At 37.1% G+C, this 15,844-nt stretch carries 11 protein-coding genes; 7 read left to right on the top strand and 4 right to left on the bottom strand.

All coding sequences use genetic code 11. The features are described 5' to 3' along the window. The first annotated feature begins 109 nt into the window (after positions 1-109). The 3 genes from glmU to AAG186_RS08550 are packed head-to-tail and all read left to right on the top strand — an operon-like array spanning position 110 to position 2,867. The gene (gene glmU / locus AAG186_RS08560; protein ID WP_342621655.1) at positions 110-1,474 is read left to right on the top strand and encodes a bifunctional UDP-N-acetylglucosamine diphosphorylase/glucosamine-1-phosphate N-acetyltransferase GlmU; all 1,365 of its coding nucleotides are present in this window, start codon (positions 110-112) and stop codon (positions 1,472-1,474) included. A gap of 18 nt (positions 1,475-1,492) precedes the next feature. Then, positions 1,493-2,452: a ribose-phosphate pyrophosphokinase gene (locus tag AAG186_RS08555; RefSeq protein ID WP_228410448.1), complete on the top strand. Its 960-nt coding sequence runs from the start codon at positions 1,493-1,495 to the stop codon at positions 2,450-2,452. Continuing rightward, positions 2,445-2,867 carry an NUDIX domain-containing protein gene (locus AAG186_RS08550; RefSeq protein WP_125163923.1) on the top strand — a complete coding sequence of 141 codons (423 nt, stop codon included), beginning with the start codon at positions 2,445-2,447 and terminating at the stop codon, positions 2,865-2,867. Before AAG186_RS08555 ends, AAG186_RS08550 begins: the two co-directional genes overlap by 8 nt. On the opposite strand, the gene AAG186_RS08545 is transcribed toward AAG186_RS08550, so the two are convergent. Beyond that, positions 2,843-5,965, bottom strand: coding sequence for a UvrD-helicase domain-containing protein (locus AAG186_RS08545; protein WP_342621654.1), 3,123 nt, complete (start codon positions 5,963-5,965; stop codon positions 2,843-2,845). The genes AAG186_RS08550 and AAG186_RS08545 overlap by 25 nt on opposite strands. Beyond that, the gene (locus tag AAG186_RS08540; RefSeq protein ID WP_342621653.1) at positions 5,952-8,384 is read right to left on the bottom strand and encodes a PD-(D/E)XK nuclease family protein; all 2,433 of its coding nucleotides are present in this window, start codon (positions 8,382-8,384) and stop codon (positions 5,952-5,954) included. The genes AAG186_RS08545 and AAG186_RS08540 overlap by 14 nt, the downstream gene beginning before the upstream one ends. A gap of 109 nt (positions 8,385-8,493) precedes the next feature. Here AAG186_RS08540 and AAG186_RS08535 point away from each other — a divergent pair, with 109 nt between their 5' ends. From AAG186_RS08535 to AAG186_RS08520, 4 genes are all read left to right on the top strand, one after another. Next, entirely contained in the window at positions 8,494-9,285 is a 792-nt protein-coding gene (locus AAG186_RS08535; RefSeq protein ID WP_342621652.1) for a hypothetical protein, read from the top strand. Further along, positions 9,285-10,040 carry an exodeoxyribonuclease III gene (locus AAG186_RS08530; protein WP_125163927.1) on the top strand — a complete coding sequence of 252 codons (756 nt, stop codon included), beginning with the start codon at positions 9,285-9,287 and terminating at the stop codon, positions 10,038-10,040. The genes AAG186_RS08535 and AAG186_RS08530 overlap by 1 nt, the downstream gene beginning before the upstream one ends. A gap of 215 nt (positions 10,041-10,255) precedes the next feature. Further along, on the top strand, positions 10,256-12,004 hold the full coding sequence (locus AAG186_RS08525) for a DEAD/DEAH box helicase (protein WP_342621651.1): 1,749 nt from the start codon (positions 10,256-10,258) through the stop codon (positions 12,002-12,004). A gap of 92 nt (positions 12,005-12,096) precedes the next feature. Beyond that, positions 12,097-13,077, top strand: coding sequence for an acryloyl-CoA reductase (locus AAG186_RS08520; RefSeq protein WP_342621650.1), 981 nt, complete (start codon positions 12,097-12,099; stop codon positions 13,075-13,077). Positions 13,078-13,124: 47 nt separating this feature from the next. On the opposite strand, the gene AAG186_RS08515 is transcribed toward AAG186_RS08520, so the two are convergent. Beyond that, positions 13,125-14,494 (bottom strand): IS3 family transposase gene (locus tag AAG186_RS08515; protein ID WP_342621508.1). Its coding sequence is split into 2 segments (ribosomal slippage): positions 13,125-14,027 and positions 14,030-14,494, totalling 1,368 coding nucleotides; the frame shifts between segments, so codons are not numbered across the junction. Between the two features lie 51 nt (positions 14,495-14,545). Further along, positions 14,546-15,805 (bottom strand): replication-associated recombination protein A, encoded by a 1,260-nt coding sequence (locus tag AAG186_RS08510; RefSeq protein WP_161636848.1) that lies wholly within the window; start codon positions 15,803-15,805, stop codon positions 14,546-14,548. Positions 15,806-15,844: the final 39 nt, after the last annotated feature.

Below are 15,844 nucleotides of genomic sequence, written 5' to 3'. Positions count from 1 at the left end.
ATGTTTAGGGACATATCACCCATACTTTACATTTACTTTTATGAAATATGACGGTTTTACCGAATGAAACAGTTTGAAATGTGTTAAAATGGTTGCGGAGGCGGTCACAATGAAATATGCAATTGTTTTAGCTGCGGGTAAAGGTACCCGAATGAAATCAAATCGAAACAAGGTTATGCATGAAATACTTCATAAGCCTATGATTGGTCATTTAGTTGATCATCTTGAAGCGGTTAATACCGATAAAATTGTAGTTGTTACAGGACACCAAAATGAGCAGGTAGAATCTTACTTGGGTGATCGTGTTGAATATGCATTCCAAAGTGAACAAATTGGAACTGGAGATGCTGTATTGCAAGCACAGCAACTTCATGGAAAAGAAGGTTCGACACTCTTAGTGTTTGGAGACTGTGCATTAATTCAGCCAGAGACGCTAAATCATATCTATGAACAGCATGAGGGGCATGATTTAACGGTTATCTCTGCACAATTACAAAATCCTGGGACTTATCGTCGTATTGTACGCGATAACCAAGGACACATTGATCGGATTATCGATTACCGTAATTTGACAGAATCCGAAGTGTCAATTACAGAAATCAGTCTAGGTATCTATTGTGTAAACAATGAGTTACTTTTTAAATATTTACCAGAGATTCGTGACGAAGAAGTTACTGAAGAAATTAATCTCATTCGACTTGTAGAGATTTTGAAGAAGAATGGTCATTCGATTCAGTCTTTACGTGTATCAGATCACCAAGAATTTTTAGGTGTAAATGATCGAATGCAACTTAATATCTCTAATAAGTGGTTACAGGCACGCGTCAATGCGAAGCATCTTGCGAATGGAGTAACCATTATGGATCCACAATCAACGTACATCGGAACGGATGTTCAAATTGCGGAAGATGTAACGATCTATCCTAATAATCATATTTATGGTGATACGACTATTGGGACAGGAACTACGCTCTTACCTAACTGTTGGCTTGAAAATGCAATTGTTGGTGAAAATTCCACAATTGATGCTTCTCGCATTATAAACAGTGAAGTTAAAGATTTTGTAACATTGGGACCGTCATCACACCTTAGAATGAATTCCGTTGTGGGTTCTCATGCTCGAGTTGGAAACTATGTTGAGTTTAAGAACACTCGATTTGGAGAATATTCAAACTGTGCACACTTGACATATTTAGGTGACGCAATAATTGGAAATAAAGTTAATATTGGCTGTGGCGTTGTAACCGTAAATTATGACGGCAAGAAGAAATATCAAACTGAAGTACGCGATGGCGCATTTATCGGAAGCAATGCGAACCTAATCGCGCCAATTACTATAGGGGAAAATGCAGTGGTGGCGGCAGGATCGACCGTTAATGGCGATGTTGCTGATGGGGAGATGGCTATTGCACGGCCTCGTCAGGAAAACAAACCTGGATATGGTGCGAAATACAAGAATAAAGAGGGTAAATAAAAGACTATGAGAGAAGAAATGAAAGACAATACAGTTATTTTTGCGTTATCGTCGAACGTAGAACTAGCAGATGAGATTTGTGAGCATTTAGATTTAGAGCGCGGTAAGATTGATGTACGTCATTTTGCAGACGGCGAAATCTTAATCGAACCACTTGTTTCTGTACGTGGAAAACATGTTTACATTATCCAATCTACAAGTTCACCAGTAAGTGAGACATATATGGAAGTTCTTATTGCGATTGACGCATGTAAGCGTGCATCTGCAGAAGAAATTACGATTGTAATGCCATATTATGGATATGCACGCCAAGATCGTAAGGCTCGTGCACGTCAACCAATTACTTCAAAATTGATGGCAAATCTATTACAAACAGCCGGAGCAGACCGCGTTGTGACAATAGACTTGCACGCACCACAAATTCAAGGATTCTTTGATATTCCTACAGATGACCTCACTGCAGTCGCAATGATTGGTCAATACTATAGAAATAAAAACTTCCAAGATGAAGTTGTTGTTGTATCCCCAGACCACGGTGGAGCAACTCGTGCGCGTCGTCTTTCAGACACAATTCCAAACTCAACAATCGCAATTATCGATAAACGTCGTACAAAACCAAACGTTGCGGAAGCAATGAACTTAATTGGTGATGTTGATGGTAAAATTGCCGTTGTTATTGATGATATGGTTGATACCGCTGGATCACTCATGGGTGGAATCAACATGTTATATGAAAAAGGTGCTAAAGAAGTTTATTGTGCATGTACACATGGTATTCTTTCAGGACCAGCAATTGAACGCATTTCAAATTCTGACATTAAAGAACTATTGATTACAAATACAATTTCTTTAAAAGAAGAAGCACGTCAAGAGCCAAAAATTAAAGAGATTTCTGTTGGATATATGCTTGCGAAAGCAATTGAAGCGATTCAATTACATACTCCTGTAAGTACACTCTTTGATTTATTCAATGACTAGTCAAACATTTCTTAAAGTTAATCTCATTATCGTTTTCGACCGAAAGGCCGAAAACGTTTTGATGTGTCATCGACAAAAGAATCCTTATAAGGGACTCTATAACTTTGTTGGTGGAAAAAAGAATCCAGGAGAATCCGATATCGAGGGTGCCTATCGAGAACTTTTCGAGGAAAGTGGAATAACCGTAAATGATATCGAAATCAAACCGTTGTTTTTTACACAATATTTTGAAGACGGTATCGAGTTGCAAGTATTTTACGGTTACCTCAACCGAGAAGTCGTTCTCGTTCCAGAAAAAAATCCACTATTATGGATGCCCATAACAGAGGATTTCTCGGATGACACACGCTTTGCGGGTCAAGGTAATATCAAGCATATGATGGATTTAATTTATGAATCCAAACAAGGTATGTAATGATTTAAATGGAAACTGTAGATATATGTTTTAATTAAAAGCTCTGGGTAGATTATACCGAGGGCTTTTTTATATGCTTTAATCTGATCTTCATAACGTTCTACAATGATATCTAAAGAAGCATGATCACTTTTAAAGTCCACAAGAATTAGTTCGGTTTCATTGTACACATAAAAATCAATAACACCCGCATCCCCTTCAATTAAGTAAGGCATTTCATGATAGATGTGTGGATATCTATAGAGCTTTTGAGTAAATGGATGCTCGTTATATGCTTGAAGTCTCCGTTTGAATTTTGGTTCGAAATCTTTAAGATCTGCATCGGTCCAAATCCGGTGCGGAAGTTTTTCAATGGCTTCGTGCAGGGTAGACCCAAATCCGGTAGCAAACTCAAAGGACTTATCGAAATTTAAATCACGGTTTTTAGGAGTTATCGGCTCCTCTTGATCAAAAGATAGGGTCAGTTTCTCAGTGAAAACTGTGGCTCCTTCATCTTCGCTAATCGGATTAAGACTGTTTTCTGTGAGTTCCATTCCGTCAATAACACGTAAAATGGTGTTGTGAGGACTTGCAGCAAGTAATAAATCAACTTTTCGCTTATGATTTCTAAGTAATTGGTAATCTAAAGAAGCGGGTTGATATTCCTTGACTACATCAACAAGAATAAGGTGTTTCTGAGGTCTTGTGAGTGCAACATAGAGCAGACGAAGGTTTTCTTCAATCTCTTCATTATCTTGTTTTATTTCCATAACAGTTCGAATTAAATTGCGAGAAACAAAGCGCATCGGTAATTCAACATGATTCAATCCAATCCCAAAGGCATCGTCATTAAGCAAAATATCACTGTGGTCACGCACAGCATGACGTCCCATACCCCACAAGAATACAATTGGAAATTGTAATCCTTTGGATTGATGGATGGTCATTGCAGTTACAATATCTTCATCTTTATTCAGTGGTGAAGCTTCGCTACTGGTATCGTCCTTAAACTCCGCAACAAAGCGTACAAATCCCTGTAAAGTCGGAACTGAAGATGCTTGGTATTGAATTGCTTTTTCAAGGAGGAAGTCCAGATTTGTTTTATCCTGTAAGGATAGCGTTTTATTATAGACATCATTGAGTTGAATAATTTCTTGAATAATTGAGATAAGATCTTTAGATCGCCACGATAAAACCATGGTCTCAAGGGACATGTAGAGTTCGGGATTTTCTATTTCCAGTGCTTTACGAATACTTGGTGCATCCATAAGTTTAAGCGATGCGATTTGATCATCGGAATAGTTATAAAACGGTGATGTGAGCACAGGAACAAGATAAAAATCATGGAATGTTGTTGCGTAATTTAATAATGCGACAACAGAAGCAATAATCTCGGACTTATAGAAACCACTTTGATCATCAATATAATGAGGAATATTGTATTCCTCAAATGCTTCTTTAAGATAACCCTTACTTGCGTGTGATCGAACTAAAATTACCATATCTTTAAAGCGATAACCTTGATTATGATAGTTAATAATCTCTTGTGCAATATGCTGTGCACGAAGTTGATCAGATGTTTTCTTAAAACGATTATCGAGTTTTTCAATGATATGAATTTCTACGGGATGTGTATCTTCACTTTGAGAGGGAATCCCCACATTTACATGGTCGTGCTCATCATAGGTAATTCCAAATGTTAAGTTCATGAGTTTATCAAACACAAAGTTGTTGTATTCAACAATATCTTTTTTTGAACGATAGTTAAAACTTAAATATAGATTTTGAGTCGAGTCGTCAAGCATTAAGTTCTGCATGATATTTGGCTTGGCCCCTCGGAATCGATAAATGGATTGTTTGATGTCACCAACTCTAAAAATATTATTCCCTGTTGATATTTTAGTAATGATCTCATCTTGATATTCATTGGTATCTTGAAATTCGTCAACCATAATTTCTTTATATTTATGTTTTACCAATTCAGATATTTCACCGTTATTTTCATTCAAAATTTGCAACGCCATCGATTCAAAATCATTGAAATCTAAGCAGTTTTCTTCTTCTTTAAGGGATGAAAAGGTATTCAAGTAATCTTGTGTCATCTGAATTAAAAGTGATACGGTTTCCAATTGATTATTTAATAATTGGAAATGCTCATTCAAAGGCATGTAGTTTTGAAAAATTCGATTAACAGTTTTCTCAATGCGTTTTCGTTGTTCGGTGTAAACATCATTTTTGGTGTCTGCGATAACTTTGAAGTTGCAAGCAGTTGGAATTTGGTCGTAAAAGCGAATGTCGTTTTGATCAATTAACGTTTTGAGATTACCAAGGCCTTCAAGAACTTGAAGCAACATGGTACTTTGCTCGAAGTATTTTTTCCCTTTTTTGTCATTTGGGTCATAGGATTCATCAGAAATCGCAATAATTGCCTGTACATCTTTTATGATTTCATGAACTTGTTGTTGGTAAAAGTTAAAAAAGATTTGTTGGAATTCCTGAGGGAAATCGTTAAATGTGGTAGCGCTATAAAGCGATTTAACAGCTTGAACTGCATAATCTGGATCTTTTTTACTTATCAACCACGTAGCATTATCGTAAATTGCAGTTTCTAAGGATGCATAGTCAAGTGGATTAGAAGAAAAGATATCTAACAGATATTTAAGGTTTTCGTAGTCATTTTGCAGCCACATATCAAAGGTTTCTCGCATTGCTTGACGTTGTAAGAGTTTCGTTTGTGCATCATCCAGAATGTTGTCAGCCCGGGAGGGGTTGACGCCGATGATATAACCGTAGTTTTTAATGATGGTGAGACAGAAAGAATGGATTGTCGAAATTTGTGCAGTCTCAACCAAAGATATTTGTTCAGCGATAAAGTCGGATGCATTGTTTCGATACTCATCATTGAGCGCGGCAAGAAGTCGTGTTTTCATTTCAGATGCGGCAGCTTCGGTAAAGGTCATCGCACACACCTCATCAATTCGAACATTATCTTTAATAATACGCTTCATCAAACGCGCAATCAAAACGGTAGTTTTTCCAGCACCAGCTGATGCAGAAACAATTACATTTTGATTCAATGCTTCGATGGCTTGTTGTTGCTGGGGATTAAAGGTTGTCATATTTCGTTTCCTCCTCTTCCTTCTTTAAATCTAAATCTTTATCGATTTCAATACTTGAATCCTCGGGATCCAACACGCCATTTAAGATATCCGAATAGATGGTTTGGTAAACTTGAGTAAGGAGTGGTTTGATTTTGTTCATGTCATAGGGTTTAGTCCAGGTTGTAACCACCCCATCTTTAGATTCTCGTAATCCACCAAAGTAGATTGCGGAATCATACGAGTCAAGTGGTTGTTCAAATAACCAACCGCGATACCGTTTCGATTTTAGCCATTCCGCCTCAAAATCAACGTCTTTTGAAACAACGCCTTTCGCAACTTTATACTCGAGTGATGGAACGGTTAGGTATGGATTTTTAAATCCAAAATAGTATACTGCAAGGCATTTTTTTTGGAACACTTTTTCCGCAATCATTGCATAAGTAAGTAATTGCAATTGTGTACCAGCCTTAACGCTTTCAGCGGTCATTGCTAATTGAGAACTTTTATAGTCGACAATTTGTACATAATGATCGTTTTCATCAATACGGTCAATAATACCGCGAAGTATGATTCCTTTAAACATTGTTTCTTCACGGAACCAACGTTCTTTGGATACAACTTGGAAGGTTGTATCTGCCATTGAGGCGTCAATAAAATCAAGATTTTGTTTCATTAAGTCTTGATTTCGATCATAAATCATACGATAACGTGGTTGAGTCATGGGAAATACCTTCCGTACATCCGTCCAAGGATCAAGATCTTTGCAATCGTGGTAATATTCCATCACGGCATGATTAACAGTACCGATAATTCGGGCATCAAATTTAAGAATTTCAGGTTCTCTTATCTTTAATCCACGTTCCATAAAGAATTGATAAGGGTTATTTACAAACATTTGAAATGCTGATATCGAACCGACTAATTTCCCTTCTTCTAAATAGAGCTTTTCTGCAAGATGAGGGCTTAGACGATGCTTAACCGTTTTTCGATGGGTATTTTGCGTCAAAATCCAAGACTCAAGCGCAACCCCATTAGCGTGAGCAAATTGTTCAACAGGGTAGGAAACTTCTTGGCCTTTTCCTTCATAGGTAGCGGAACTATACGACAACGTCATGTTTGCATTGTGGTCAAAGATATGATTTTGCATGTTAAGTGTAAATTTTGTGCGTTCATCTAATCGTGGATAACCTTTAATAGAGCTTAAGTATGCCTCATCGATAATTCCAGTCCGTGAACGAATTGAAGGAAAATTCTTAGCGGATAAATTCACGACGTATAAGTGGTCTTGCGGGATTAAAGGCAATGAACCATAATCAACAATCCGTAGTGGGGCATTAACCTGTTGATGCATTTGAAGTGCATCAAGATGTTCCAACAATAATAAATAGGTTTCTTCCTGATATTCTCCTAAGTGATTTTCAAGTAAAGAACAAAGTGGGGTTAAATCACCGCGTGTATGACTTTTGATGACGTTATAACAGGCAATCAACGTTTCCTTAAAATCTAAATTCATTATCGAAGCAAGGGTGGCTTGTAAAAGCACAACATCTTCCTGAATTCGATTTTGAAGGGCAAACAAATCCGGATAGGATTCTGTTTCCTCACATAAATCATAGACGCCAAAGACATCACTAAGATCAAATTCAAAATGGTTGAGATAAGTTACAAGATCTTCACGACGTTTTAAGCCAAAAGCTCCGGACTCAATCGCTTTAATTAATTGATGAATATTAGAGTCAAAAGCAAAATCAAGCAAAGCTCGATATTGAGATTTCATCAGTTCAAAACGACGGTCTTGTAATTTTAATGGATAACCATAACGTTCAAAAATCGATTCTATTAGAGGTTCCATTGTTGTTGGGTTGGCAACCGCGATGGTTGCAGACTGATAACCATTACGAATGATATCTTGAATGACCGCTTCGAGTTCACTACGGGGATTTAATGCAACTTTAAATGCTAATGATTCAAGAGATTGTGATTGGGGTTTAATAAACGGAATGTTATGACGCGCTAAAAACGTATACTCCACATGGGATAACCCATAGGCTACCGCCTCATAATCAACACCATCTTTGACAACGGGCTTTTCAAGAAAAGGATCAATCAAAGATAAACATTGAAATATTTCTTCTTGTAAGGGTGTATTACGAGGACATGCATCAAGTGTTAAACCGTACAAATATAATTCTTGGAGTAAGTCTATGAGAACATGCATCGTCTTGGGATATTTTAAGACTTCTTGAAGACGTGGGCAATCACAGGTTTGCAGTTGATTAAACACAGAGATTTCCACAGAACGACGATGGGTATCCGATTCAAAAAACGCAAGTTTAAAATCCCGGATCGCCACCCCGAGATAATGTTCTTGTTCAGATAATAAGATGTGCTTCAAATCTTCATGAAAGATTCGATTACTAACAATGATTTTGTGCATAAAAAGCCCCCTTTAATATCAATTATAAGGGATATTGAGTGGAAGTGTATGGGTCTTTTAAAATTTCCATAAATATGTCATGATATAGAAGTAAACAAAGGGGGAAACTATGGGGTTAGTTTATGCTATGAGTGAGATCAAAGATAAGCGCCAGGGGGGCCATGATTGTACATTTAATGGTTTTCTCGAGGATTATCTAAATTGTGATCAAGCTCAATATAAAGAATTACTTGAAAACGTTTTAGAAATGGATGATTCCGTACGTGTTTTGGAAAACGTCCGTATACATATAAATAAAGATTTAGTAGCGAATAAAATTATTCGCTATAAAGATGTCCATAAAATTCCGAAAGGTTATATTAAAGCGCCTTTAATTTTGTATAGTGAAGGGCATGAACGAGAGTTTGCTTTGATCCTTGTTGATCGTAATTACCTTGAAGCGAAAGGTATTTACTATTGCTTAACAGAACAAGGAGGAATTTTAGGCGCTTACCGTCATAATGTATTGGTATTACCAATTGAAGAAACTGAGATCATCTTGGAGTTGTTGAAGCTATTACCAAGTGATCGTCCAACGATCGCATCACTTCAACGCGAACAAGATCGCCGTCATTATCGTGACACGGAACATCTCATTGAAAGTGCGATTACCAAAGGTCAAGAAAATATTCAATATATCAACCAAAGCCTTCGTGATGATCCGCAAGGACGAGCAGATCGCATTCACCAAACCATTGCTTCATGGTATTTACTGAAAAAAATGCTCTATGTGCAATATATGATGGATAAGGACACCTTACTGAACACAAACCAAGGCGATATTAAATTACATCGTCAAAAAGCGAAAGAGTATTGCAATAAAATAGAATTTATACCGTTTAGTGAACTTTGGAGGATATGATGAAACTAATTTCGTGGAATGTTAATGGTTTACGTGCCGTTATGAAAAAAGATTTTGAAGGAATTTTTGAAGCGATGGACACAGATGTCCTTTGTCTTCAAGAAACAAAAATGCAAGCGGGTCAATTGGATTACGATCCGGAAGGCTATTACGCATACTATAATTATGCAGAAAAAAAAGGATATTCTGGCACCGCGGTTTATACGCGTATTAAACCGATTAACGTTACCTACGGAATTCAAGAAGATGAACATAATACTGAAGGACGTGTCATCACATGTGAGTATGATAACTTTTTTCTAGTTTGTGTTTATACACCCAATTCACAACCCGAGTTGAAACGCATTGATTATCGTATGCAATGGGAAAATGATTTTAGAGAATATTTAAAGATGTTGGATGAGTCAAAACCGGTGGTTTTATGTGGGGATTTAAATGTTGCCCATAAAGAGATTGACTTAAAAAATCCATCAGCGAATCGAAAGAACCCGGGATTTAGCGATCAAGAGCGGGAACAGTTCACCAATCTTCTCGATGCAGGATTTATTGATTCGTTCCGTGAATTGCATCCTAATGAAGTCGATCGTTATTCTTGGTGGAGTTATCGCTTTAATGCACGCAGTCGCAATGCGGGTTGGAGAATCGATTATTTCGTTGTTTCTGAACGATTAAGAAATGCCATTGAAGATGCAGATATTCTCGATCAAGTTCTTGGAAGTGATCATTGTCCTGTAATGCTTAAACTTAATTTTTAAACATAAACCTCTTGATGATACGTCATCAAGAGGTTTTTATTAAATTGTGTAAACGGTGAAAGTTTAACGTTAATGATAAACGTTGTGTATTTATAATCACACATATAATGTAAACGGTATCTTGTAAATGATTACGAGATATCGATGTAAATCCATGACTTTTGTTGATGATAATGGTATACTATCACGGTGTGTTGAAAGAAGTAGGAAAATTAATGACATTTAAAGAACTAGAATTAGAAGAAGAAATCGTAAGAGCCGTAATCGAAAAAGGTTACGAAGAGCCAACAGATATACAATCACAAGCAATTCCAATGTTGCTTGGTAATCATGACTTATTAGCTCAATCTCAAACAGGTACAGGTAAAACTGCGGCGTTTGGGTTACCAATGCTAAGTTTGACTCAACCTGGAGATAAGAAACGAACAAATTCGTTAATCCTATGTCCTACACGTGAGTTATGTATGCAAGTGGCTGAAGAAATGAGAAGTTTCTCGAAGTATAAACAAGGCGTTAACATCGCATGTGTATACGGAGGTAGCCCTATTGATAAACAAATTAGAGACCTTAAACGTGGAGCAGACATTGTAGTTGCGACACCAGGTCGTTTAATGGATCATATTCGACGTAAGACAATCCGTTTAGATGATTGCCGTCATATTGTCTTGGATGAAGCTGATGAAATGCTAAATATGGGATTTATTGAGGATATTGAAGAAATCTTTTCATTCCTTCCTGAAGAACGCCAATTCGCATTCTTCTCAGCAACAATGCCTAAGGAAATCGTTAAATTAAGCGAGAAATTTTTGGTTGAACCAGAAAGAATCACACTATCTCGTAACAATCTAACTGTTTCTCGTATTAAACAAATCTATTACACTGTTGAATCAAGAGATAAAGTTGATTTAACAATTCAATTATTACAATTGCATAAAACAAGTGGAACAATGATATTCTGTAATACCAAAAAAATGGTTGATGAACTTACAACGCAATTAAACAAAGCGGGATTCCCTGCTTTAGGGTTACATGGTGACATGAAACAAGAAATGCGTTCAATGGTAATGGGCCGTTTTAAAAAAGGTATGGTTTCTGTGTTAATTGCAACCGATGTTGCGGCACGTGGAATCGATGTTGACAGTATGGATGTAGTGATAAACTACGATATACCTCAAGAATTAGAATATTATGTACACCGTATTGGACGTACAGGTCGTGCTGGTAAAGAAGGTCTTGCGATCACTTTAGTATCACGTAGACAACGTTATGCAATTAAGCAAATCGAACGTTTATCAAATTCAACAATCGTTGAAACACCTCTACCAACTAAAGAACAATTAAATGACTTAATGGTAGATCAACTTGCTCGTGAAATCCGTAAATGGAATGATCATGAACAAGGAAAACTCTTTAATATCGCTTATGAAGGTCTTCGTAAAGAGAACTTCACACAAGAAGAAATTATTATTGCTTTCATTAATAAGATGATTAGTGAATCAAACTTAGAAGCAATCAAAGTTTCAAAACAAAAAGATGTTAAGAATAAAGGTGAAATATCACGTATTGGACTATCCGTTGGAGATCGTGATGGTATCTCTGCAGCTCACCTTGTAAGTGCAATCGCAACTGCAAGTGGAATTCGCGGAAAAGATATTGGACGTATTAAAATTGATGATAATGAAAGTACAGTGGAAGTTCCCCGTGAATTTGCACAAGATATTATTAATAAATTATCAGAAACAAAAATTAATAATAAAGACGTGAACGTTACAATGATTGATGAATTTGCACAACCAACACCACGTGGTGGACGTAGCGGACGCGGAGGACGTGACTCACGTCGTGGCGGTGGAAATGATCGTCGCCGTGATGGTGGACGTCGTGACGGAGGTCGCCGTGATGGTGGACGTCGTGATGGCGGAAGACGTTCAAACGATCAAAGTCGTCGTAACAACAAAGGATAAAAGAGATGGGTTTACCCATCTTTTTTTGTGCGAAATTCGAAAATGGCCATATTTATGCTATTATATCAATAGCAACACTTTTAGGAGGTCTTATGGAATATAAAGCGCTCGTTTTAAATACCAATCAGGATAAAGTCATACCGGAGGTGAAAATACTCAATACGGATGATCTAAATCATGATGTTTTAATTAAGGTCTCTTACGCCAGTGTTAATTATAAAGATGGCCTTGCGATGAGACCCAAAACACGCGTTGTAGGTGAATATCCCACGGTTGTGGGTATTGATTTTACAGGAACCGTCGTGGAATCAAATGTTGAGAAATTTCATATTGGTGATGAGGTCATTGTCACAAGCCATGATATTCTAAAATATCGAACTGGAGGGTTTGCGGAATATGCTTCGGTCCCTGCGTCAGAGGTGACCTTACTTCCTGAATCACTCAGTTTAAAAACGGCTGCAATTATCGGAACAGCAGGGTATACTGCTGCCCTTTCAGTTTATCGTATGATGCAACAGACAAATCCAATGAAGCGCGAACCTGTATTGGTTTTAGGAGCAAGTGGTGGTGTTGGTTCAGTGGCTTGCGCAATTTTAGACCGTCTCGGTTATCCGGTAACAGCGGTAAGTCGCAAGAAGGATACTGCTCAAGATTATTTTAAAAATATGAATGTAAAAGAAGTAATGCATCCCGATGAATTAACGGAAGAACCTCTAAAACCCCTTGGAAAGATGATGTGGACCGCAGTCATTGACCCAATTGGTGGAAAGTACAGTTCGTATTTGCTACCACATCTGAATTATGAAGGTGTTTATTTGTTAAGTGGTAATACTGCCGGTGCAAAATTTGAAACGACTGTATTTCCCTTTATCTTACGCGGAATTCAAGTCATTGGGATTGACTCAGTTAATAATAATCTAAAAGATGTCTTATGGGGACTGATTGCGACTGATTATAAACCGCGTAATATTCATGTCCTTTGTGATCGTGAGATAACCTTAGAAGATGTTCCTCAAGCACTTGAAGATATTCTTGAAGGAAAAATGATGGGACGTACAATCGTGAAATTATAAAAAAAGAAACCGTAGATGTCTGAACTGCCCCCAATATCTTGGACGGTTTAATTAAGAGTTAAACTAAAGGATTGATTTCTGTACTGTGCAGGAGTCAGTCCTTTTAGTTTGCTCTTAATTCTTTTGTTATTATAATAGTCGATATATTCTTCGATTGCTATTGTTAATTCTTTAATGCTTTTGTACGTCTTTTCTAAACCGTAATACATTTCTGATTTCATTATGCCAAAGAAACTTTCCATTAACCCATTATCAATGCTATTCCCTTTTCTTGACATACTTTGAATTATGTCTTTTTCTTTGAGAGTTTCTACAAAAAATGCATGTTGATATTGCCACCCTTGGTCAGAATGAAATATCAGATCTTTAACGAATGTGTTTTGTCGAAATGCTTTTTCAAGCATGTCTTTGATTTGATCTAAATTAGGACTTGTAGAAACATTGTACGAAATAATGTATCGTCCACATGCATCTAGAATTGGAGAAAGATATAACTTCTTGTCACCGACTCTAAATTCAGTCACGTCAGTGAACCACTTTTCATTAGGGATGAGCGATTCGAAGTCCCGCTTTATATGGTTTTCTGCTACAGAACCTACCGTTCCCTTATACGATGAATATTTCCGTTTCTTGCGTATCAACGAGTGTATTCCTAGTTTCCCCATTAAGCGCAGCACTTTCTTTTGATTCACTACATGACCACGATTCTTAAGCTCCAAGGCTATTCTTCTATACCCATATAGTTCTCTATTTTCGTAGTAGATTTCAATAATTAAATTCATTAATTCATCATTCTTAAAATCTGTATCAACTTTTGAAACATAAAAATAGTAAGTTGATCGCGATAAACCAGCGATTTCAAGTAAGAGCTGTAAGGGATACTTCTGTCGTAGTGAGGAGACTGCCTTTACTTTGTCTTCTTTTCTCGCTCCACCCTTTGTTTCACTACGGCATTCAATTTTTTTAGATATTCATTCTCTGCTTCAACGTATTGAAGTTTTTTCTTGAGTTCTTTGATCTCTTCTTCAGTAGTTAAATTATCTTTATCGTTTGTTTTCTGTTTTGTCATGGAAGGTCTTCCTCGTTTCTTCTCAATGACATTATAACCGTTTTTCTTATAGGCTTGTATCCAATTATAAAGTATTCCTACAGAACTCAGCCCAATTTCTACAGCAGTTGCCGACATCGATTCGTGGTGGATCAAGACACGGTTGATTACCTCGAGTTTGAATTCAGGAGAATAATAACGGTTTCTATCCTTTCTTAAAATCTCAATACCATGAGTATCAATAAGACGCACTAGGTGATTGATAACACTCGCTCTAATACCATAGGATTTTGAAAGTGATGGAATTGTTTTTCCGTTCTTTCTTAACGTATATATTTCTATTTTCTCTTCTCTTGTTAACTTTGACATATAAAAACCGAACCTCCTCATCTTTGTTCAAGATTTGGGGTTCGGTTCAGTCTACGGTTTCTTTTTTTCTTTGAGTTTTCTTAATTTATTGGTACGCTGAACTTTTTTGAGTTGTTCGTAATTAGAAGCGTATGTTTTTTCCGCAGAATTTAGGTTTTGAGGACGATAAAACTCCTCATCTTTAAGTTCGTCGGGTAAATATTGGATTTTATGCCACAAATCACTACGCTCATAATCGTACATATCCTGATCATCAACACCCACAGCATTTAGACGTAGATATTGAGGTACTTGATGTGCTGTTTCACGAACGGTTTTTAAGGCTGCATCAATACCGTGTTCCCCCGCTTTAGATTTAGGTGAAAGGGCACATTCAATAACGACAACACTTAACGGAAGCTTAGCCTCAGGAAATCCAATTCGTTTTGCGGCATCGATGGCGGTGACAACACGTGCACATAATGCGGGATTTGCAAGTCCGATATCTTCATAAGCTATGGCAATAAGCCGACGTTCGATCGAATCCATATCCCCCACATGAATTAATTTCGCAAGATAGTATAGAGCGGCTTGGACATCACTTCCACGGATTGATTTTTGGAATGCACTCAGGGCATCGTAGTGATTGTCGCTATCTTTATCCATTGAAATATTAACGGAGAGACTCAGTTTTTCAAGATGTTTTTCGGTAATAACATCATCGCGTGTCGATTGTGCCAGTAAATCAAGGGCATTGAGTGCGTATCGTGCATCACCATTACAACTTGAAGCAATTGATTCTAAAACATCTTCTTGAATAATTTGATTGTTTTCAAATACTGAAGCTGCACGCTTTAATATGGATACAATATTATTATAAGATAGGGGTTTAAATTCAAATAGATGTACGCGAGATCGAATCGCTGGATTTATTGAAAAATAAGGATTGGCTGTTGTTGCACCAATCATCGTGATCAGACCACTTTCCACATGAGGTAAAAGAATATCCTGTTTATCTTTATTTAAACGATGAACCTCGTCAATAATCACGACAAGACCGCTGCTCATTTCTGCTTCAAGAAAGAGTGCATCCAGTTTCTTTTTATTATCTGTAACAGCATTAAAAAGTCGATACGGTCGTTTTAACGAATTAGCGATGGCCATCGCAGTCGTTGTTTTTCCCGTACCGGGAGGTCCGAAGAAAATCATGGAATGAAGATTACCGCTTTCCACGACATTACGTAAAATTTGATTTTCCCCAAGTAGATGTTCTTGTCCGATGATATCATCAATCGTTTCAGGACGTACTCGGAATGCTAATGGTTTGTTCATAAAATCACCCTATATATTGTAACATGTTTACGGTAGAAT

The sequence above is a fragment of the Erysipelothrix sp. P66 genome (genome assembly GCF_038682365.1).
GTDB lineage: Bacteria > Bacillota_I > Bacilli_A > Erysipelotrichales > Erysipelotrichaceae > Erysipelothrix > Erysipelothrix piscisicarius.
This window is presented reverse-complemented; position numbering and strand designations above follow the sequence as displayed.

Coding starts and splice junctions, on each gene's coding strand:
- glmU (WP_342621655.1), top strand. CDS start 110: ATGAAATATGCAATTGTTTTAGCTGCGGGTAAAGGTACCCGAATGAAA.
- AAG186_RS08540 (WP_342621653.1), bottom strand. CDS start 8,384: ATGCACAAAATCATTGTTAGTAATCGAATCTTTCATGAAGATTTGAAG.
- AAG186_RS08555 (WP_228410448.1), top strand. CDS start 1,493: ATGAAAGACAATACAGTTATTTTTGCGTTATCGTCGAACGTAGAACTA.
- AAG186_RS08545 (WP_342621654.1), bottom strand. CDS start 5,965: ATGACAACCTTTAATCCCCAGCAACAACAAGCCATCGAAGCATTGAAT.
- AAG186_RS08530 (WP_125163927.1), top strand. CDS start 9,285: ATGAAACTAATTTCGTGGAATGTTAATGGTTTACGTGCCGTTATGAAA.
- AAG186_RS08550 (WP_125163923.1), top strand. CDS start 2,445: ATGACTAGTCAAACATTTCTTAAAGTTAATCTCATTATCGTTTTCGAC.
- AAG186_RS08520 (WP_342621650.1), top strand. CDS start 12,097: ATGGAATATAAAGCGCTCGTTTTAAATACCAATCAGGATAAAGTCATA.
- AAG186_RS08510 (WP_161636848.1), bottom strand. CDS start 15,805: ATGAACAAACCATTAGCATTCCGAGTACGTCCTGAAACGATTGATGAT.
- AAG186_RS08525 (WP_342621651.1), top strand. CDS start 10,256: ATGACATTTAAAGAACTAGAATTAGAAGAAGAAATCGTAAGAGCCGTA.
- AAG186_RS08535 (WP_342621652.1), top strand. CDS start 8,494: ATGGGGTTAGTTTATGCTATGAGTGAGATCAAAGATAAGCGCCAGGGG.